Origin of the sequence: Pseudomonas sp. dw_612, from assembly GCF_018449725.1 — a bacterium.
Classification (GTDB): Bacteria; Pseudomonadota; Gammaproteobacteria; order Pseudomonadales; family Pseudomonadaceae; genus Aquipseudomonas.
The window spans coordinates 174,036-193,473 of sequence record NZ_JAAVVC010000006.1; the positions used below are offsets into that span (position 1 = coordinate 174,036).

Genomic DNA, 19,438 nt, shown 5'->3' on the forward strand with positions numbered 1-19,438 from the left:
ACTGAACTCAAGTGTCGATAGTTTGGATAAAGAGATTGACCGGGAAGTCCCCCAGCGCGGCGCTGATTTCCAGCTCCATGTTTTTTGTGACTGCGGCGTTGGAAAAAAGTCCCTTCAGGTTTTCGTTCGGGGTGGTGAACGGTAATTTCACCCGCGTATCGCCCCATCGCAGCGCGTCCACCTGAGGCGTGGCACTGTTTTCCAGCAACCCGGCACAGCGTATCGGGACGATCACGATGGCGCGTTTACCTGCCAGCGAGCGGGTAAACGCCAACACGCGATGCGCCTCGCTGCCGACCACTTCAAGGGCCTCATAGGCCCCTTGGCGAAACAGCTCGGCGTGCTCGGCCCGACGGTTCAACGTGTGGGCGATCAGGCGTTGTTTGATGCGCCCGTCACGCCAGTTCGCCAACAGCCCGGACAGGTCAAGTGGCGCCTGCAAAGCCTGTTGTCGAGCGGCGTAATCCACCGGCCGGCGGTTGTCCGGATCGACCAGGGTAAAGTCCCAGAAGTCGTTGCCCTGATACAGGTCCGGCACCCCCGGCACAGTCATGCGCAGCAAGGTTTGCGCCAAGCCATTCAATGCGCCGGGCGCGGCAATCGACTGCGCTGCTTCACCCAGGGCCGAACGCAACGGCAGACCTTCTGGACTTAGCAGCAGGCGATTGAGAAAGGCTTCGGTGGCCTGTTCGTAAGCGTCGTTCGGCGCGCTCCAGCTGCTTTGCAACTTGGCTTCGCGCAGGGCTTTTTGCTGCCACTGCCAGAGGCGTTTGGCGTAGTCCTCCAGCGCCGCTTGATCATCGCTGCGCAGCTCCAGCGGCCAACTGCCGAGGATCGCCTGATAGAGAATCAACTCGTCACCGGCCGAGGGCGAACTGTCGTCAGTGCGCAGTTCCCGCGCCAGGGTTCGCCAGTGCTCCACCTGTTCGGCGTACCAGCCGCTGCGCTCGCTCAACACCGCGAGCCGCGCCCGGGTGTCTTCGCCGCGCTTGTGGTCGTGGGTCGCGGTGGCCAGCAGGTTGTGCGGAAAGGCTTCGAAACGCTGGATGCAGGCGTCGTGGAAATCGCTGACCGGCGCACTGAACTGTTCGGTGCTGAAGCCCACGTCATTGCGCGACAGCAACACCGCCGAGCGATAGAACGCCGTGTCTTCCACAGCCTTGGCTGCCGCTGGCGACGTCAATTGCTGGAAGCGCACGCAGGCATGCTTGAGGATCTTGCGCTGGCGGCCCACCGGGCGTTTGCGCCAAGGTTCGCCACCGAGCCAGCCGGCGAGGCAATCGAGCACTGGCCAGTCGGCCTCGCCCAGGGTCTGCCGCGCGCCGGCCATGGCTTGCTGGAAAAACACGTCGTCCTCGGCCGAACGCCCACGGGGGCTGATGTAGGTGCGGTACACCGGGAAGTGCACGATCAATTCCTGCAACGCCCGGCGGATCGCGCCGAGGGTCAGGTCGCGGGTCATCAGGTCATCCCGGGCCACTTGCAACAGGGCTTGGGCGACGCTTTCGAAATCCCCGGCCAGGGAACCGTTGAGGATCTGCTGCCGCGCCAATTGCGCTTCCTGGATGAACTCGGCGGGGCGTTCACTGTGGCGGTTCCACAATTCACCGAGGGTTTCGGCGCCGACGGGGTCGTGTTGCAGCAACGACAACTGGTTCATGAATTCGTAACCGGTGGTGCCATCCACCGACCAGTCCCGGTGCAGGGTTTCGCCTTCGCCGAGGATCTTCTCCACGTAGATCGGCAAGTGCCGCTGCGGCGACAGGCTATCCACCCGACGCCGCAGTTTGCGGCAGTAACCCCGCGGGTCAGCGAGGCCGTCGATATGGTCGATACGCAAGCCGTCCACCAAACCCTCGGCGATCAGCTCGAAGATTTTCGCGTGGGTGGCTTCGAACACCGCCGGGCGTTCAACCCGCAGGCCGCCGAGCTCGTTGACATCAAAAAAACGCCGCCAGTTGATGTCATCCGCCGCCGTGCGCCAACTGGCCAGGCGATAACTCTGGCGTTCCAGCAGGTTGTGCAGGTTTTGAAAACCTGCTGTTGTCAGCGAGTCATACGTGCTGATGTGCTGTTGGATGGCGTGCAGGATGGCCGGGTCGCCTGCCAACTCACGCAGTTCCTGTTGCAGGGGAATCGCCAGGCTGTGGGCGTCGGTCTGATAGCTCAGGGCGGCAAAACGATCGGCCAGGAACTTCAGTTGCTCGGTTTGTTCGGCGTTCAGTCGATCGTCAGGCTTGAGCAGTTCGCCGTAGCCGGTCGGGCAGATCGGAAAGTGATGGTCGTAGTGTTCGACATAAAACGCACCGCGCGCGGCATCGAAGTGCAGGGGCAGGGTGCCGTCCTGCAACGCCACGCCGTAGTCACTGCCCAAAAACGGCAGCAGCAACTGGCCTTCCATCAACGGGTCGGGAGAATGCCATTGGATGTCGAAAAACTCGCCGTAAGGGCTCAGGCGTCCCCATTCCAGCAAATCCAGCCACCACGGATTATCGCCACCGCCGACCGCCATATGGTTGGACACGATGTCGAGGATCAAACCCATCTTTTGTTGGCGCAACGCATCGACCAGTCGGCGCAATGCCGCTTCGCCGCCGAGTTCCGGGTTGACTGTGGTCGGGTCCACCACGTCGTAGCCGTGCATGGAACCGGCCCGGGCGCTGAGCAGCGGCGAGGCATAGACATGGCTGATGCCGAGGCTGGCGAAGTACGGCACCAGCGGCACCGCCTCGTCGAGGGTAAAACCTTTATGAAATTGCAGCCGCAGGGTCGCCCGCAGCGGTTGGATCAGCGCCTGATTCATTGGTCACGCTCGGCCGCCTGGAGTCGCGCGCAGGCGAGCAGTTCAAGGCGTCGGGCGGCGTCCGGGTCATCGAGCAAAGCTTCGCTGTCACCGGGCAAACGCCGTGACCAGTTGGGGTGCGTGTCGATGGTGCCGGGCAGGTTGGCTTGCTGTTCGATGCCCAAGGCATCTTCCAGCGGCAGCAGCACCAGCGGCGCACGGGTATGGCCGAGGAAACGGATCGCGGCGTCGAGCACTTGATCGGTTTCGTGGGACTCTTCGCGGAAGTTCTGCGGGTCTTCGCTCAGCACCCGACGCAGGCCTTCGCGCTCGCGTTCGCGGTGTTGGCGCCATTCGATTTCGCCGCTGGCATCCACCAGGCCGAGGCGGGCATTCCAGTCGATATCGTGGCCATGCCACCAGCCGTTGAGCGTGGGCAGGTCATGGGTGCTGGTGGTTGCCAGCGCGTTGTCCGGCCAGTCGAGGATCGGCTTGAAGTGGCTGTTGTCCTGTTCAAACAGCAGCACGCGCATGCCGAGGATCGAACGGGCGATCAGTTTTTCCCGCAGGCCGTCGGCCACGGTGCCCAGGTCTTCGCCGAGGACGATGGCCCGATGCCGATGGGATTCGAGGGCCAGCAAACGCAACATGTCGTCCACCGGGTAATACAGATAAGCGCCGTCGGCGGGCGGTGCATCGTTGGGGATGACCCACAGCCGTTGCAGGCCCATCACGTGGTCGATGCGCAAGCCACCGGCATGGGCGAAGTTGGCCCGCAGCATTTCGATGAACGCGCGGAAACCGTTGCGCACCAGACCTTCCGGGGAAAACGCGGAAATCCCCCAGCCCTGGCCGGAACGGTTGAGGATGTCCGGCGGCGCACCGACGGTCAGGGACGCGAGCAATTCGTCCTGGCGACTCCAGGCCTGGCTGCCACCGCCATCGGCGCCGACGGCCAGGTCAGCCACCAGGCCGATGCCCATGCCGGCGCTGATCGCGGCGGTTTGCGCCCGGGCCAGGCAACGGTCGATCAGCCACTGGCAGAAGGCGAAGAAGCCGATGCGTCCGGCGTTTTCTTCGGCGAAGTCGGCGAGGGCAGCGCTGCGCGGGTCTTGCCATTGTTCCGGCCAGTGGCGCCAGTCGAGGTGTTCGCCACGGGCGGCCCGGGCTTCCTGGATGGCTTCGAAGCGACAGTGGTTTTCCAGGGCTTCGCCGCCGGCATGGCGGAAACTGCTGAAGTCTTCATGCAACGGGTGTTCACCCTGGACAAAACCTTCGTAGAGCGCCTGCAACAGCCGATGCTTGGCTTCGGCGGCGACCGGCCAATTGATCAGAGGCAGGGCTTCCAGGGCTTGCAGTTGTTCGGCCAGCCCGGTGGCGTCAATCGCATCGCGCAAGGCGCGCTCGCCCAAAACGGCTCCCGGCGAGGCATAGAGGCTGTTGAGGAACAAACGGCTGGACGGCGAATACGGGCTGTAGCGGTGGGTGTCGCTGCTGAACATCGCGTGCATCGGGCTGATCGCCAGCGCCTCGGCACCGCGTTCACCGGCCACTCGGGCCAGGTCTTCCAGGGCTTGGGTATCGCCGAAGCCGCCGTCGCCGGAACGCCGCAGCGAATACAGCTGCACGCTCAAACCCCAGGTGCGCGGGATCGGGCTGTCCACGGCATCGCCGACGCTGTAGCAGCGCTCCGGGGCCACGGCCACCGTGAAGGATTGTCCGTCGATGCTGACGTGTTGATAGCCTACCGGGATCAGGCCCGGCAGGACCGCATTGGCATCGAGTTTCAGGTGCAGGCGCGAACCGTCTTCGAGGTGCACCTCGCACGGGGTTTCCGGTTCGAAATAACGGGCGAGGTCGAGGCCCTTGCCCACGTCGGCGGTGATCAGCGGCGGCAAGTGACGGGTCTGTTGCACTCGCTGCAATTGCAGCAGGCTGGCGTCGATTTCCTGAGTGGTGCTGGCCGGATGGCCGAGCCCGATCAGCACTGCGCGCAGCACGGCCGGGGCGACTTTCTGCGGGCGTCCGTTGGCGTCGATCCAATCGACGGCCAGGCCAGCACGGCTGGCCAATATTTCCAGTTGCGCATCGCTCATAGGCGCTCTCCATCGGGTAGCAAAGGGTTTGCAGCCGTGAGGCTGACGAGCACGCAAAACGGGGCGAGGCTGCTCTGGTTCAACAGGCCGGACGCGGGTGGATGTTCGAACAACAGCAATGCATCGGCCTGTGGAGGGTGGACCACGGGCGCGTCGCTGAGGTTCAGGTCAATACGCAGCAGGTTGCCATTGCCGAGGCGCCAGCTCGCTGAAACCGCGCCTTCGCCCAGCACCTCGGCACCCAGCGCCCGGGCACCGGGCAGGTGCGGGATGATGTGCTGGTGACGCAGTTGCAACAGTTGCCGATAAAGGTCATGCATGGCGTGCTGCGCCGGATCGCCAGCGGGTTTGGGCTGCGAGGCTTCGAAGGTTTGCGGCGCATTCGGGTCGGGGATCTTTTCGCGTTTGTGCGGATCCTTGAACGCGCTGAACGCCGCGAATTCGTTGCGTCGGCCTTCGCGCACCAGTTCCGCCAGTTCGCCGTGGTGGCTGGTGAAAAACAGGAACGGTTGCTCGGCGGCGAACTCGTCGCCCATGAACATCAGCGGAATCATCGGCGACAACAGCAGCAGCGCAGTCGCTGCTTTCAACGCATCGGTCGGGGCCAGTTGGTGCAGGCGCTCACCGAAGGCGCGATTGCCGATCTGGTCGTGGTTTTGCAGAAACAGCACGAACGCACTCGGCGGCAAGTGACCGCTGGGCTCGCCCCGGGACTCGCCGTGGCGATTGAGGTGGCCCTGAAACACGAAGCCTTCGCTCAGGCAGCGCGCCAGTTGTTCGGTGGGGTTCTCGGCATAGTCGGCGTAGTAGGCGTCGGTTTCGCCGGTCAGCAGCACGTGCAGGGCGTTGTGGCCGTCGTCGTTCCACTGCGCATCGAAACCTTGCTCCAGCAGGCTGGCCTGGTTGTGTTCGTTTTCCACGTTCAGCCACACGTGACGGCCCGGCGCGGTGTGTCGGCGGACCCGTTGAGCCAGTTCCTGGAGGAAGTCCGGGTCTTCGATGGCGTGCACGGCGTCCAGGCGCAAGCCGTCGAAGCGGTATTCCAGCAACCACATCAATGCGTTTTCGATAAAGAAGTCCCGCACCTCACGGCGGCGGAAGTCGATGGCCGCGCCCCATGGCGTGTGTTTGTCTTCGCGAAAGAAGCCTTTGGCGTAGCGATGCAGGTAATTGCCATCGGGGCCGAAGTGGTTGTAGACCACGTCGAGAATCACCGCCAGGCCATGGCCGTGGGCGGTGTCGATCAGGTGTTTGAGTTGGTCGGGCGAGCCGTAGGAGGCGTGGGGCGCGTAGGGCAGGACCCCGTCGTAGCCCCAATTGCGTTCACCGGGGAATTGCGCGAGGGGCATCAGTTCGATCGCGGTGATGCCCAGTTCGACCAGGCGTGCCAGGTGTTGCTCGACTTCACTGAAACCGCCGAGCGCGCCGACGTGCAATTCGTAGATCACCGCTTCGTTCCATGGCCGACCTTGCCAGTCGTTGTGTTGCCAGTGGTAGGCGAGGGGATCGACCACCACGCTGTGGCGGTCAAGGTCCCCGGCCTGGGCGCGGGAGGCCGGGTCCGGCACCTCCAGTTCGCCATCGATGTTGTAGCGGTATCGCGTGCCGGCCGGGCAGCGGGTCTTGATCACAAACCAGCCATCGGCCTGGGGCAGTAGTGGCAGGGATTGTCCATCATCCAGTTCGAGACTGACGTTTAACGCATCTGGCGCCCACAAGGCAAAACGCGTGTGTTCTGCGTCCAGCATGATTGCGCCGTGGGGCCAGGTCTCAAGGGTCCGTAACGGCATCGTTGAAAACCTCTAATTATTTGTGGCCCGATTTACCCAGGGCCTTTGCCACCAGTTTTTCGTAGAGTTCGGCGTAGGGTTCGACCGCTTTGCACCAATTGAACGGTGCGGCCATCGCGCGGCAACGCATGGCGTGCAGCAGATCGGGGAAAGCGAAAACCTTGAACGCACGGCTCACGGCTTCGCGGTAGCTTTCGACGGTGGATTCGTCGAACAGGAACCCGGTCACGCCGTTTTCAATGGTGTCGGCCAGGCCGCCGGTATTGCGCGCCACCGGCAACGAGCCGAAGCGCTGGGCGTACATCTGGCTCAGACCGCAAGGTTCGTAACGCGAAGGCATCAACAGGAAGTCACTGCCGGCGAACATGCGCCGGGCATCTGTTTCGTTGAAGCCGATGCGCACGCCGACCTGGCCGGGGAAGCGCAGGGCCAGTTCGCGCATGGCTTGTTCTTCTTCCGGTTCGCCACGGCCGATGATTGCAATCTGGCCGCCGTTTTCGACGATGAAGTCAGCCACGGCTTCGGTGAGGTCCAGGCCTTTCTGATAGACCAGTCGCGAGACCACGGCGAACAGCGGACCTTCGGAATCTTCGAGGCCGAACAGATCACGGACGTGGGCGGCGTTAACCGCTTTGCCATCCCAGTCGCCAATGGTGAACGGGCAGAACAGGTGCGGATCGGTGGCGGCGTCCCAGCTCTCGTCGATGCCATTGGGAATGCCACTGAGCAGGCCTTGCTGGGTCTTGGCGGCGAGAAAGCCGTCGAGGCCGCAGCCGAAGTCCGGCGTGGTGATTTCCTGGGCGTAGGTGGCGCTGACCGTGGTGATGTGGCTCGAATAGGCCATCCCGGCCTTGAGGAACGACATCTTGCCGTAGAACTCCATGCCTTCCTGTTGCAGCGCGTGCATCGGAATGCCCAGCTCCGGGCAAGAGCCGAGACTGGTCACGCCCTGATAGGCGAGGTTATGGATGGTGAACAGGGTTGGAGTGCGCTGCCCACGCCAGTGCATGTAGGCCGGAGCGAGGCCCGCTGGCCAGTCATGGGCGTGCACCAGGTCCGGGCACCAGTGGATTTGTGCGAGGTTGGCGGCGATATCGGCAGCGGCCAGGCCCAGGCGGGCGAAACGAATATGGTTGTCCGGCCAGTCGCGACCGTTGTTGGCGCCGTAGGGCGAACCTTCGCGCTCGTAGAGTTCGGGGCAGATCAACACGTAAATGACCAGGCCATCCGGCATGTCCATGCGCCCGATCTTGCACGGCGGCAATGCGGCATGACCGCCGAGTTCACCAATAATGTGGATCGGGTTTTCGCTGTGCAGCACTTGCGGATAACCGGGGATCAGCACACGCACGTCGTGCAGGTGCGCCATGGCCCGTGGCAGTGCCGCGGAGACGTCACCCAGACCGCCGGTCTTCACCAGGTCGGCGATTTCCGAGGTCACGAACAAAACCTTCTTCTTGTTAGGGTTCTGACTGGCGACCGGTGCCAGCGTCTTGGTGCTGGTGACGCTGATTGTCTTACTGCTCGGGGCATTCACGGCGCTCGATTCGCCGACCTGCTGATGAGCACGTTCTCCCTGAATATCTAAAGCCGCACTGATCATATGAATCTCCCGTGTTGTTGATCTAATTCTAGGCCTGGCACAAACGGTGTTCGTGGCCAAATCCTGTGGCCGGGCGCAAACGCGCTACGCATCGGTGAGCAAGGGCTGCCCGATACGCTAAAGCACAAAGGGTGACGCGGCTCATACAAGGGCTGTTGCAAGGATTGCACCAGTCGGAACGCACCTGTCTAAGAGAGGACTCTGCGCGACAGGTAAAAGTTTCGACTTTTTTTCCGCTTTGTGACCGACCGGTTTCGCCCCGCGAAAATCAGTCTAGGCCAGAACTTAGAGCGGCACAGACCAAATGGCAAAATTGTTCGACAATCGGTTTAAAGCGGTACGGACGTGCAAATACGGAGGGCAAACGCACCGACGAAGGGCATGTTTTTTTGTTGTGACGGGCCAAAATGTCACGGGGGAGTCACATGGATGTGCGAGGGGATTTGGGGTTTTGCACTGTTGTGGTGCGCTATGTTTGAAGGGATGTGGGGATTGTGAGGGCCTCTTCGCGAGCAAGCCCGCTCCCACATTGGATCTGTGGCGTACACAAATCCAATGTGGGAGCGGGCTTGCTCGCGAAGAACGATAACGCGGTCTTAGCCCAGAATTCGTATTGGAGCCCCCGCCGCCCAAGCCTGTATGTCTTCGATCATCTGAGAAAAGAACTGCTGATAATTCTGCCGGCTGACATACCCGACATGGGGCGTGGCCAGGACATTGGCCAGGGTGCGCAACGGATGAAGTTCGGGCAAAGGCTCCTCATCGAACACATCCAGTGCCGCGCCCGCCAGGCGGTTTTTCTGCAACGCCTTGATCAGCGCCGCTTCATCGACAATCGGCCCGCGTGCGGTGTTGACCAGCAGGGCCGTAGGTTTCATCCAGTCCAGCGCCTGGGCATCGACGATTCCGCGACTGCGGTCGCTGAGCACCAGGTGCACCGACAGCACGTCGGCCTGTTCGAACAGTTCCTGCTTGCTGACATGGGCCACGCCGACTTCGGCCGCGCGTTCGGCGGTGAGGTTTTCGCTCCAGGCGATCACCCGCATGCCGAACACCTGGCCAAACTGCGCAACCCGCTGGCCGATGCTGCCCAGGCCGAGGATCGCCAGGGTCTTGCCATGCAGGTCGCCGCCCAGGCCTTGTTGCCACTGGCCGGCACGCAGGGCGTTGGCTTCGGCCACGATGTTGCGGGTGGCGGCCATGATCAGCGCCCAGGTCAGTTCCGGGGCTGCGTGTTTGTAGCTGTCGGTGCCGCTGACCTGAATGCCCAGCGCGGCGGCGGCTTTCAGGTCCAGGGCGGCGTTGCGCATGCCGCCGGTCACCAGCAGTTTCAGGTTCGGCAAGCGGCGCAGCAGGTCTTCGTCGAACCGGGTGCGCTCGCGCATCACGCAAATCACTTCGAACCCGCCGAGGCGTTCGGCCAGGACGTCGTTGTCGGCCGGGTAGTCATGGAGAAAACTGACCTGGCCAATGCTTTCGAGCACCGACCAGTCCACCACGCCGCTGGCCACGTCCTGCCAGTCATCGATCACTGCAATCTGCACTGCCATCAGCCTTACCTCATCAACGAACGGGATTGGTTTTGTTCAGCCACGCGAGCAGGGCCTGATGGAATTGCGTCGGCTCTTCCATCTGTGGCGCGTGACCCATGCCGGGAAACTCCACCAGGGTCGCGTGGGGGATCAATTTCGCCACTTGCTTGCCGAGTACGTCGTAGTGACCGAGCGTTGCCTTCACCTCGGGGCTGGCAATGTCGCTGCCGATGGCCGTGGTGTCGGAGGTGCCGATCAGCAGCAACGTCGGCATTTGCAGGTCCTTGAACTCGTAGTACACCGGTTGGGTGAAGATCATGTCGTAGATCAGCGCCGAGTTCCATGCCACTTGTTTGTGCCCCGGGCCTTTGTTCAGGCCAGCGAGCATGTCGACCCAACGATCGAATTCCGGCTTCCAGCGCCCCCCGTAGTAGGTGTTGCGCTCATAGGTGCGGATGCCGTCGGCACTGAGCTTGAGTTCACGCTCATACCATTGATCGACGGTGCGATACGGCACGCCGAGAGCTTTCCAGTCTTCGAGGCCGATGGGATTGACCAGCGCCAGTTGTTCGACTTGTTCCGGGTATTGCAACGCGTAACGGGTGGCGAGCATGCCGCCGGTGGAGTGCCCGAGCACGCTGGCCTTCTGAATGCCCAGGGCCTTGAGCAACTGCTGGGTGTTGGTCGCCAGTTGCTGGAAGCTGTACTGGTAGTTGTCCGGTTTGCTGGAGGTGCAGAAACCGATCTGGTCCGGGGCGATCACCCGGTAGCCGGCCTCGCTCAGGGCCTTGATCGAACTGTCCCAGGTGGCGCCGCAGAAATTCTTGCCATGCATCAACACCACGCTGCGCCCGTTGGCCTTGCCATGGGCGGCGACGTCCATGTAACCCATTTGCAGGGATTTGCCCTGGGATTGGAAGGCGAAGTGCTTGACCGTGTAGGGATAGTCGAAACCCTGCAGCTCCGGACCGTACTCCGGACCTTCGGCGTGGGCCAGCAGGGGCAGGGCGGCGGTCAACAGCAGGCTGGGCAGCCAGCGGGGCGGGGACATAGGTGGACTCCATGGGAAATCGGCTGATGCTGGATCGGCACGATTACGGCGACATTAAACAAATGACCTTGTGGGAGCGAGCTTGCTCGCGATGGCGGTGTATCTGGCAGCATTGATTTCGACTGACACTCCCTCATCGCGAGCAAGCTCGCTCCCACAGGGTTCACGCCTCCCATCCCAATGTCGCGAGGGCCAACACCGCATAACGGGCACCTTTGGCGAGGGCCACAATCAGCAAGAATCGCCCCAGCGGCTCGCGCATCACGCCGGCCACGAGGGTCAGCGGATCACCGATTACCGGTACCCAACTGAACAACAACGACCAGTGACCATAGCGCTGATAATGTTTGCGCGCTGTTTCCAGATGCCGGGGCTTGACTGGAAACCAGCGCCGCTCGCGAAAACGTTCGATGCTGCGACCCAGCCACCAGTTCACCAGCGAGCCGAGGACATTGCCCACGGTCGCAACCGCCAGCAGCGCCCACAGCCAATCACGATCGCTGAGCAGCAGCCCCACCAGTACCGCTTCGGACTGCAACGGCAAGAGCGTCGCGGCGCCAAATGCCGCCAGAAACAGCCCGATGAATGCGCCGGACATCAATGGGCGGGGTAATCCGCCACCACCGTGTCAGTCCCGTCCTTTTTCAGGCCAATGATTTGATAAGCATCGCTCATGCCGTCCATTTCCATCCCCGGCGAACCCATCGGCATGCCCGGTGCGGCAACGCCGAGCAGGTCATCACGCTTGCTCAGCGCCAGAACTTGCTCGGCCGGCACATGGCCTTCGACGAATTTACCGTTGATCAGCGCCGTGTGGCAGGACGCCAGGCGCGGCGGTACGCCGTGCTGTTGCTTGAACTGGCTCATGTTGGCTTCGACATGGTCCTCGACCTTGAAGCCGTTGGTTTCGAGGTGACTGATCCACTTTTTGCAGCAACCGCAGTTGGCGTCGCGGTGGACTTCGATGGGGATCGGGGCGGCGGCCTGGGCCAGGGAGGAGATGAACAGGGCGCTCAGGGCGACCAGACGCAGGTGGGTTCGCATGGGAGGATCTCGACTCGGGTGGCGGTCAAAAAAGAGGCATTTTGACGACTTTAGCCGACGGCGCGGGGCGAGAGTGTTTCGAAGTAATGCAAGCCACCGGCTCATGTAGCAACTGCCGAGAGTTCGCTCGTAGCAGCTGCCGAGGTACGAGGCTGCGTTCGGCTGCGAAGCAGTCGTGAAATCAGGCGGCGCGGTGTTTCAGGAAAACCGCGCTCTCAGGTTTGACGACTGCTTCGCAGCCGAACGCAGCCTCGTACCTCGGCAGCTGCTACACGAGCCGAACGCAGCCTCGTGCCTCGGCAGCTGCTACACAGGTGCGAAGCGGCTAGGCGATCAACGGACTTTGAACCGCCCCATGATCGCGCTCACGCGGCTATTCGCTTCCAGCAACTGCTGGGTATTGAGTTCGCTGGCGTGACCGCTTTTCACCAGTTCATCCACCATGTGGCGGATCTGCACCATGCTGCGGTTGATTTCTTCGGTCACTGCGCTTTGCTGTTCAGCGGCGGTGGCGATCTGGGTGCTCAGGCTGTTGATGTGGCTGACGGAGCCGGCCATTTCATCCAGGCCGGAGTTCACCCGCGCCGTCGCATCGGCGGCGGACTGGCAACTGGCCTGGGTGTTTTCCATGGCCGCCACCGACGAACTCACGCCTTGGGTCAGGCGTTTGAGCATTTCGTTGATTTCCGAGGTACTGGCCTGGGTCCGGGCGGCGAGGGCGCGGACTTCATCGGCCACCACCGCAAAGCCACGGCCCTGTTCACCGGCACGCGCCGCTTCAATCGCTGCGTTGAGCGCCAACAGGTTGGTTTGCCCGGCAATCGCGCCGATCACCCCGAGAATCTCGGTGATCCGCTGCGCGTCCTGCTGCATGTTTTCGACTTTATGGGTGGCGCTGGCCACTTCTTCGATCAACGCCACCACACTGCTGGAGGCTTCGCCGACCACCACCCGCGAGCGATCCGCGTGTTCGCTGGCGCGCTGGGTGAACGACGCGGTTTCGGCGGCGTTGTGCGCCACGCTGTCGGCGGTGGAACTCATTTCGGTGATGGCGGTAACGGTCTGATCGGTTTCCGAGGCGTGACGCACCAGGATCTGACTGGTGTGCGCCGAGGTCCGTTGCAGGTTGTCCAGGCTCGACGCCATGGCGCCGGTGGCCTGGGTCACTTCGCCGATCATGTTCTGCAAGTAGATGATGAACGCGTTGACCGAGTGGCCGATGGCCCCCAACTCGTCCTCGGCGCGGATGGTGATGCGTTTGGTCAGGTCGGCATCGCCGGCAGACAACGCGTCAATGTTGGCCTTGAGGATTTTCATGCGGTGGATTAACTGGCGGATCGCGTAGATCTGCAGCAGCACCAGCAGGATCACCATCGGAATCTGCAGCAGGCTCAAGGTGTTCAGGACATCGTCACGCTGAGCGGTGATCAGTTTGGTCGGCAGGGCGGTGGCGAGGTACCACGGCGTGCCTTCGATCGGGCGCATGAAGAAGGTACTGGCTTCGCCATTGTTGTCGAATTCGACCCGTTGCGCCTTGTCGCGGTTTTGCAGGCCGGCCTTGACCTGGCTGGCGAATGGCGAGCCACCGGCCAGCTCACTGATGTTCTTCAGCACGACCGGCCCGCTGATACGCGAGCTGTTGCTGATGATTTTGCCGTCGGCCTCGACGATCAGCATTTCGGCGCCGAGGTCTTTCTCTTTGCGAGCGATCAGGTCGTTGAAGAAGCCCAGAGTCACGTCGATGGTCGACACGCCGTAAGCCGCGCCGTTTTTCTGGATGGCCATCGCGCAGTTGGTGCGTGGCTCGGCGCTGGCGTCATCTTTATAGGCCGCGGCCCAGGCGCACTGGCCGCGCGGGGTCGCCATGCCGCCCTTGTACCAGGTCTGGTCGTAGTAGTTGGGCGCGGCGTCGCTGTTCCAGAAGGTGTTCACCGCCAGTTTGCCGGAGCTGTCGCGGTGCCAGAAGGTGCTGAACTTGTTGCGTCCCGCTTCACGCTGGCCAGGCAATGGCCAGATCCCGCCGCCGAACACTTTCAGCTCGCCGTACTGGTCCACCAGGCCTGGCAGGACGGTATCGATGGCGGTGCTGTCGAGCAGGGGAATGGTCTGGGTGATGCTGCGTTGCTGGGCTTGCACCTTGTTCAACTCGCCCTGGATCTGCTCGGCGACTTCAGCAATGCGGTTGAGGGCCACCTGTTCTTCGGTGTGGCGCAGTTTCGGCGCGACCAACTGACTGATGCCCACCACCGTGAGCACCGAAAGCAGCAGGATGAACAGGACCAGAAACAGCGTGTAGCGAGCCTGAATGGTACGGAATGCGGGCATGGGACTGGTCCTTGTGCTGCGTTTTTATTGTTGGATGTCGTGTTTGAAAGTGGGGCTATCCAAGGCTTATCGGCCCGCCGGGGGCGACCTTTAGTACGGGCGTACAAGAAAGCGGCTGGGGGGACAGACGGTAAAAAGTGCGTGAGTATTGCCATCGATACAAACGGAGTGACTTTGTAAAAAATGACAATCCGTAGGGCGGCTATACCAAGATCAAAAAATTCATATAGGCCAATAAAACCGGGCACTTGGCGATTTGTATCGGAAATGTACGAAATTTGTAAAAAGTCGAAATATTTGTAGGTGGACCATCGTTTCGCGCCGATACTTCGCCGCAATCATCTCGCTCTACAAGGATTTTTTATGTCTCAGTCGAAAGGAGTACGGTCATGACTATTGGTTTGGTCGGCAACTGGGCTGCTAAATCGGGTCTGTTGGTTCGCCAGGGTTCGCCCAATGCCAAACCGGTGTCCCAGAGCGCCAAGGTGCGGGAAATCCTGACCATGGTCGGCACCAACCCGACGATTCTCGACCGGGCGAAAATGGATTCCATGCAGTTGTTCAAGCAGGTCAAGGGCTTCGATCCGACGAACATCTCGGCCAAGCAGCTCGGCAACATGAGCACCTACCTCAAGCAGAAGGGCATCATCGGCGATGTGACGGCGCTGACGCTGCTGAACGCCGGCGACAAGTTCGACAAGTTTGGCATTCCGAACGACCCCGAGGCCAAGTTCAACGCCCTGGACTACTTTGCCACGCAACTGGATTCGATCCAGAACAACAACCTCAAGGGCAACAAGTACGCCAACTACCTGGTCCCTGAGTTCAAGAAAGCGATCTACGTCTTGCAGAACCTCAAGACCTACGGCGAAGGCAATGGCTCGACGGTCAAGAAGAAGGACTGACGGGCCTGGCTTCTGACCCGATTCACTCGGGTCAGAAGACGTTCGATCAGCGGTCGAGCATGGCCATCACCGCTTCCGGATAACGCAATCCGGCCGTAGCGTCCGGCGGGAAGATCGCTTCCAGCGCCTGCAACTCGCCGGCGCTCAGCTTCACCTCCAGCGCCGCGACATTTTCCTCCAGGTATTTACGTTGCTTGGTCCCGGGAATCGGGATCAGGTAGTCGCCTTGCGCCAGCACCCAGGCCAACGCCAGTTGCCCGGCGGCCACGCCCTTGTCGGCGGCCAGCGTTTGCACTTGCTGCACCAGCCGCAGGTTTTTCGCGAAATTCTCCCCCTGAAAGCGCGGGCTGAAACGGCGGTAATCGTCCGCTGCAAAGTCGTCCGGACTTTTCAAGGCACCGGTCAAAAAGCCGCGACCCAATGGGCTGTAGGGCACAAAAGCGATGCCGAGGCGCTGACACGCGGCCAAACAACCGTTGTCTTCCTGATCGCGGCTCCACAGCGAATATTCACTTTGCAGTGCGCTGATCGGATGCACCTTGTTTGCCCGTTCCAGCGTGGCCACCGAGGCTTCGCTCAAGCCCAGGTAACGCACCTTGCCAGCCTTCACCAGTTCCGCCATGGCGCCGACGGTTTCTTCGATGGCAACCTGCGGGTCGATGCGGTGCTGGTAATACAAATCCAGGGTGTCCACGCCGAGGCGCTTGAGGGTGCCGTCGATGGACTGGCGAATGTATTCCGGGCGGCCATCGACGCCTCGTGCAGTCGGATTGGCCGGATCGCGCACGATGCCGAACTTGCTGGCCAGGAACACTTGGTCGCGCTTGCCGGCGATGGCTTTGCCGATCAGCTCTTCGTTGGTATGTGGGCCATACATGTCGGCGGTGTCGAGCAGGTTGATCCCCAGTTCCAACGCCCGGTGCAGGGTGGCGGTGGCTTCGCGGGTATCGGTGCCGGTGGTGTAGAAATCGGTCATGCCCATGCAGCCCAACCCGATGGCGCTCACCAGCGGTCCGTTCTTGCCCAGTTGACGTGTTTGCATGAGATCAGCTCCTTGTGAATGTGAGCCACCATTGTTGCCCTCGACAAAAACAAGTTAAACCGGCTAAAACTGCTATCAGTATTCGTAATATCTAAATAATCAGCAGGTGCGACAGAACCATGGACCGTCTCAACGCCATGCGCGTGTTTACCCGGATCGTCGAGTCGGGCGGCTTTGCCAAGGCTGCGGACAGCCTGCAAATGCCCCGCGCTTCGGTGACCATTCTGATCAAGCAACTGGAGGCGCACCTGGGTGTGCAGCTGTTGCAGCGCACCACGAGGCAAATCAGCCTGACTCTCGATGGCGCGGCCTATTACCCCCGTTGCGTGCGCTTGCTCGCAGACCTTGAAGAGACCGAAGCCGTATTTTCCGCTGCCCGACACAATCCCAAGGGCTTGCTGCGGGTGGACATGCCGGCAGGTATCGGGCGGTTGATCGTGATTCCGGCCTTGCCGCAGTTCACCGCCCGGTATCCGTTGATCGAACTGGAAATCAGCTTGAACGATCGCACCGTGGACCTGATCCGCGAAGGCGTGGATTGCGTGCTGCGCGGCGGCTCGCCGCTGGATGATTCACTGGTGGCGCGCCCGCTGGTGATGCTGGATCAGGTGACCTGCGCCAGCCCCGAGTATTTGCAGCGTCACGGCGTGCCCGAGTGTCCGTCGGATCTGCAGGGGCATCAGATGGTGGAGTATTTCTCTGCGACCACCGGCACGCGCTTCGGGCTTGAGTTCGTGGTCGACGGGCAGGTGCAAGCGGTCAATCTGCCCAAGCAGGTCTCGGTCAACAGCGCCGACGGCTACATGGCCGCGTGCGAGGCCGGGTATGGCTTGGTCCAGGCCCCGTACTATCACGTGGCCCGACAGTTGAGCGAAGGGCGACTGTGCGAGGTGCTTGCAGACGCGCCGCCACCGGGCATGCCGCTGACGGCCCTGTACCCGCCACACCGCCAGTTATCCCGACGGGTGCGGGTGTTTGTCGATTGGCTGGTGGAACTCTGCGCGCAACCGGGCCAGCACTTTTATAAAAGCCACTCAGGCGGCTGAGCGATCGGCCCCGGAGCCGTTGCGTATGGCGTGTTGCAGATCGTCATGCAGCCGCTGCATGTGCGCGCAGTTCAGGTCCAGATGGCGTGCTTTGGCGCCGCGATGGAACAGGGCGAACCATCGCCCCTGATCCGATGCAGGGATCAGCCCGGTAAAGACGAAGGCCTTGGCAGTCAAGCGCTGAAAATCCTCGGCAAAGCACGGCGACAGCGCCAGTTTGGCCGAAATCAGCCAATCCCTGGGCAATTGGGTCAGTTGATCTAGCAGGCTTTTGTCCAGACGCTCGATGACGACATCGACCCTTTGATAGTGCTGCTGCATGTGCAAGGGGCGAGAAGGGTAAACAGCCTGGCTTTTCGCGCTGCCGAATACGGAGCCCAAGTGCTGCATGAAGCCCCGGCATCTGTCGGGCCAGGCGATGTCCGGTAACGGATAGCTGTGCCCATCGAGTTGATGAACACCGACCACGATGGTTTCCGCCAACGGTTCGGTCAGGGGCGAAGGCACGTGATCCGGCAGCAACCCGGTGCAATGGAACCCCAGTGTTTTGGCCATGCGCTGAGTGTAAGGGTGGTGGGTGACTTGTTTGATCAAAACGCACTGGTAGCCCACGGCCCTCGACCGTTCCAGCAACTCAGTGTTCAGACGGGTCGCGATGCTCCGTCCACGGGTCGACGGATGCACGACGCTGAGCGCCAGTTCGGCGCTACCGGTAGGGTGCCTGTCGCGATACAACGCCGCGTGACCAAGGACCTGCGAACCCTCCACTGCCAGCATGGAGTGCCAGCAACCGTCGCCGTTGTTTTGCGTGATCAGTTTCGGCAAATAAACATCCGGCCGCGCGTAATGATCGCCGTAAACCAGGCGAAACAGGCGGCTGACGGCCTTGGCATCAGACGCTCTGAAGGGACGGAAAATCAATGGGCTCATGGTTTGCGCCCTGGCAAAGGGGCGTACACCCGCAAGTCCAAAACCCGCAATTGTTTGCCTGAGCGACGGTGCAACGGAAGATCGGTTGCGGCGCAAGGCACGACCTGGAAATCCAGCTGACCATCCAGGTTGATGCTGTCGATGGCGGGGTAGTGAGCCAGCAGTGCTTCGCGCAGTGACAGGTTCAACCGGGAGATGGTCTGCGCTCCGGACGCGGGGACCCAATTCACGCTCAGTCGGTCTTTGTACCCGGCGCGCTCAATGCGCAATTGCCACTGGTCACTCTGGGTCACGCGTTGGACGATGTGCTGGATTTCGTCGGTAAACAGCGACATCACCCCCACGCGCACCCGTTGGCTATGGACGCTGCGGCCCCTGAGTGCGAGCTTGCGCCTTGGCGTGGCAATCGGCTCAATCCAGCAGGCACGATCGCCTACCGGGTATCGCAACAGGGGCATCAACCGGCGACCGAGATGGGTCACCAACAACATTCCCACGCGGTTGCACTCATTAATGATTTCACCGCTGTGTTCATCAATGATCTCAAGCAAGGTCTGCTGGTCGAACACCCGATGCTCGCCCAATGCGCAATCTCGGTCGCTGCCGGCCATCAAACCGGCATCAACACTGGCATAACCGATGGAGCCGATACGGGCGTTGGGAAAGACGCGGGCAAGCCTCTCCAATTGGTCGGCAAACACGCTTTCACCTGCGTAGAGCAGGGTGTCTACCTCGCTCAATACGCGCTGGTGTTGAATCAGGTACGCCGCGAACTTCAGCAACTGCGCGGGTACACCCGCCAATACATTGATCCGATGCTCGCCAATCGCTGATGTCAGCTCCTGAAAATCAATACTGCCGGTGAAGGGGAACTCGCTGATCGAGACGCTGGTTTGGGCCAGCGAGTCATGCATAAACAGAAAACTGGCGCAGAGATCACCGGCAAAAAAAAGATTGGCGACCCGGTCTCCATCGCTCAGCAGCGACGAGAGGCTTTCACCGAAAGTCGTGACCATCGATTGCCATTCGTGGCGCGTGTAAACCGCCAGTTTGCCCTCGCTGGTCGATCCACCGGTTTTAAACACCAGCGCATTGTCGACAGGCGCGGTGAGCACCGGCCAATGCGCCAGGTCATGGCTGCCAGCCCAATAGTCGCGCCCATTGATGACGGGAATATCGTTTAACGATATTCCCTGTGAGGGTAGATGCTTGAGGTGCTCGTTATAGAAGCGCGAGTGTTCGCGTAGGTAATGCACAAACTGATCAAGCGAAAAATGATCTTTCAACGGAGT

At 61.4% G+C, this 19,438-nt stretch carries 14 protein-coding genes; 2 read left to right on the forward strand and 12 right to left on the reverse strand.

What is annotated here, in order from left to right:
* Window positions 1-7: 7 nt before the first annotated feature.
* The 9 genes from HB680_RS12130 to HB680_RS12170 all read right to left on the reverse strand — a co-directional run bounded on the left by HB680_RS12130 (window position 8) and on the right by HB680_RS12170 (window position 14,223).
* Window positions 8-2,803, reverse strand: coding sequence for a malto-oligosyltrehalose synthase (locus tag HB680_RS12130; RefSeq protein WP_213938851.1), 2,796 nt, complete (start codon window positions 2,801-2,803; stop codon window positions 8-10).
* Window positions 2,800-4,878, reverse strand: coding sequence for a 4-alpha-glucanotransferase (gene malQ / locus HB680_RS12135; protein ID WP_213938853.1), 2,079 nt, complete (start codon window positions 4,876-4,878; stop codon window positions 2,800-2,802). The genes HB680_RS12130 and malQ overlap by 4 nt, the downstream gene beginning before the upstream one ends.
* A complete protein-coding gene (gene treZ, locus HB680_RS12140) occupies window positions 4,875-6,668 on the reverse strand; it encodes a malto-oligosyltrehalose trehalohydrolase (RefSeq protein ID WP_213938855.1) in 1,794 nt (597 codons plus the stop codon). Before treZ ends, malQ begins: the two co-directional genes overlap by 4 nt.
* Window positions 6,669-6,684: 16 nt before the next feature.
* Window positions 6,685-8,271, reverse strand: a complete 1,587-nt coding sequence (gene glgA, locus HB680_RS12145; RefSeq protein ID WP_213938857.1) for a glycogen synthase GlgA — start codon at window positions 8,269-8,271, stop codon at window positions 6,685-6,687.
* Between the two features lie 596 nt (window positions 8,272-8,867).
* Window positions 8,868-9,821 carry a D-2-hydroxyacid dehydrogenase family protein gene (locus HB680_RS12150; protein WP_213938858.1) on the reverse strand — a complete coding sequence of 318 codons (954 nt, stop codon included), beginning with the start codon at window positions 9,819-9,821 and terminating at the stop codon, window positions 8,868-8,870.
* 13 nt (window positions 9,822-9,834) lie between these two features.
* Window positions 9,835-10,854: an alpha/beta hydrolase gene (locus HB680_RS12155; protein WP_213938860.1), complete on the reverse strand. Its 1,020-nt coding sequence runs from the start codon at window positions 10,852-10,854 to the stop codon at window positions 9,835-9,837.
* A gap of 163 nt (window positions 10,855-11,017) precedes the next feature.
* Complete coding sequence (locus HB680_RS12160) at window positions 11,018-11,452, reverse strand: YqaA family protein (RefSeq protein ID WP_213938861.1); 435 nt, start codon at window positions 11,450-11,452, stop codon at window positions 11,018-11,020.
* The gene (locus tag HB680_RS12165) at window positions 11,452-11,898 is read right to left on the reverse strand and encodes a DUF411 domain-containing protein (RefSeq protein ID WP_213938862.1); all 447 of its coding nucleotides are present in this window, start codon (window positions 11,896-11,898) and stop codon (window positions 11,452-11,454) included. Before HB680_RS12165 ends, HB680_RS12160 begins: the two co-directional genes overlap by 1 nt.
* Before the next feature lie 333 nt (window positions 11,899-12,231).
* Window positions 12,232-14,223, reverse strand: a complete 1,992-nt coding sequence (locus HB680_RS12170) for a methyl-accepting chemotaxis protein (protein WP_213938863.1) — start codon at window positions 14,221-14,223, stop codon at window positions 12,232-12,234.
* 389 nt (window positions 14,224-14,612) lie between these two features.
* On the opposite strand from HB680_RS12170, the gene HB680_RS12175 reads away from it, so the two are divergent.
* Window positions 14,613-15,128: a hypothetical protein gene (locus HB680_RS12175; RefSeq protein WP_213938864.1), complete on the forward strand. Its 516-nt coding sequence runs from the start codon at window positions 14,613-14,615 to the stop codon at window positions 15,126-15,128.
* 46 nt (window positions 15,129-15,174) lie between these two features.
* Here the strand turns inward: HB680_RS12175 and HB680_RS12180 are convergent, their stop codons facing one another.
* Window positions 15,175-16,170 carry an aldo/keto reductase gene (locus HB680_RS12180; protein WP_213938865.1) on the reverse strand — a complete coding sequence of 332 codons (996 nt, stop codon included), beginning with the start codon at window positions 16,168-16,170 and terminating at the stop codon, window positions 15,175-15,177.
* A gap of 119 nt (window positions 16,171-16,289) precedes the next feature.
* Between HB680_RS12180 and HB680_RS12185 the strand changes: the two genes are divergently transcribed.
* Entirely contained in the window at window positions 16,290-17,216 is a 927-nt protein-coding gene (locus HB680_RS12185) for a LysR family transcriptional regulator (RefSeq protein ID WP_213938866.1), read from the forward strand.
* On the opposite strand, the gene HB680_RS12190 is transcribed toward HB680_RS12185, so the two are convergent.
* Window positions 17,205-18,146 (reverse strand): GNAT family N-acetyltransferase, encoded by a 942-nt coding sequence (locus HB680_RS12190; RefSeq protein WP_213938867.1) that lies wholly within the window; start codon window positions 18,144-18,146, stop codon window positions 17,205-17,207. The two genes, HB680_RS12185 and HB680_RS12190, sit on opposite strands and share 12 nt — an antisense overlap.
* A complete protein-coding gene (locus tag HB680_RS12195) occupies window positions 18,143-19,432 on the reverse strand; it encodes an AMP-binding protein (RefSeq protein ID WP_213938869.1) in 1,290 nt (429 codons plus the stop codon). Before HB680_RS12195 ends, HB680_RS12190 begins: the two co-directional genes overlap by 4 nt.
* Window positions 19,433-19,438: the final 6 nt, after the last annotated feature.

What these genes read in the sequence shown, in the direction of transcription:
- malQ (WP_213938853.1), bottom strand. Translation starts at nt 4,878, where the DNA reads ATGAGCGATGCGCAACTGGAAATATTGGCCAGCCGTGCTGGCCTGGCC.
- HB680_RS12185 (WP_213938866.1), top strand. Translation starts at nt 16,290, where the DNA reads ATGGACCGTCTCAACGCCATGCGCGTGTTTACCCGGATCGTCGAGTCG.
- HB680_RS12180 (WP_213938865.1), bottom strand. Translation starts at nt 16,170, where the DNA reads ATGCAAACACGTCAACTGGGCAAGAACGGACCGCTGGTGAGCGCCATC.
- glgA (WP_213938857.1), bottom strand. Translation starts at nt 8,271, where the DNA reads ATGATCAGTGCGGCTTTAGATATTCAGGGAGAACGTGCTCATCAGCAG.
- HB680_RS12150 (WP_213938858.1), bottom strand. Translation starts at nt 9,821, where the DNA reads ATGGCAGTGCAGATTGCAGTGATCGATGACTGGCAGGACGTGGCCAGC.
- treZ (WP_213938855.1), bottom strand. Translation starts at nt 6,668, where the DNA reads ATGCCGTTACGGACCCTTGAGACCTGGCCCCACGGCGCAATCATGCTG.
- HB680_RS12160 (WP_213938861.1), bottom strand. Translation starts at nt 11,452, where the DNA reads ATGTCCGGCGCATTCATCGGGCTGTTTCTGGCGGCATTTGGCGCCGCG.
- HB680_RS12175 (WP_213938864.1), top strand. Translation starts at nt 14,613, where the DNA reads ATGACTATTGGTTTGGTCGGCAACTGGGCTGCTAAATCGGGTCTGTTG.
- HB680_RS12190 (WP_213938867.1), bottom strand. Translation starts at nt 18,146, where the DNA reads ATGAGCCCATTGATTTTCCGTCCCTTCAGAGCGTCTGATGCCAAGGCC.
- HB680_RS12165 (WP_213938862.1), bottom strand. Translation starts at nt 11,898, where the DNA reads ATGCGAACCCACCTGCGTCTGGTCGCCCTGAGCGCCCTGTTCATCTCC.
- HB680_RS12170 (WP_213938863.1), bottom strand. Translation starts at nt 14,223, where the DNA reads ATGCCCGCATTCCGTACCATTCAGGCTCGCTACACGCTGTTTCTGGTC.
- HB680_RS12155 (WP_213938860.1), bottom strand. Translation starts at nt 10,854, where the DNA reads ATGTCCCCGCCCCGCTGGCTGCCCAGCCTGCTGTTGACCGCCGCCCTG.
- HB680_RS12130 (WP_213938851.1), bottom strand. Translation starts at nt 2,803, where the DNA reads ATGAATCAGGCGCTGATCCAACCGCTGCGGGCGACCCTGCGGCTGCAA.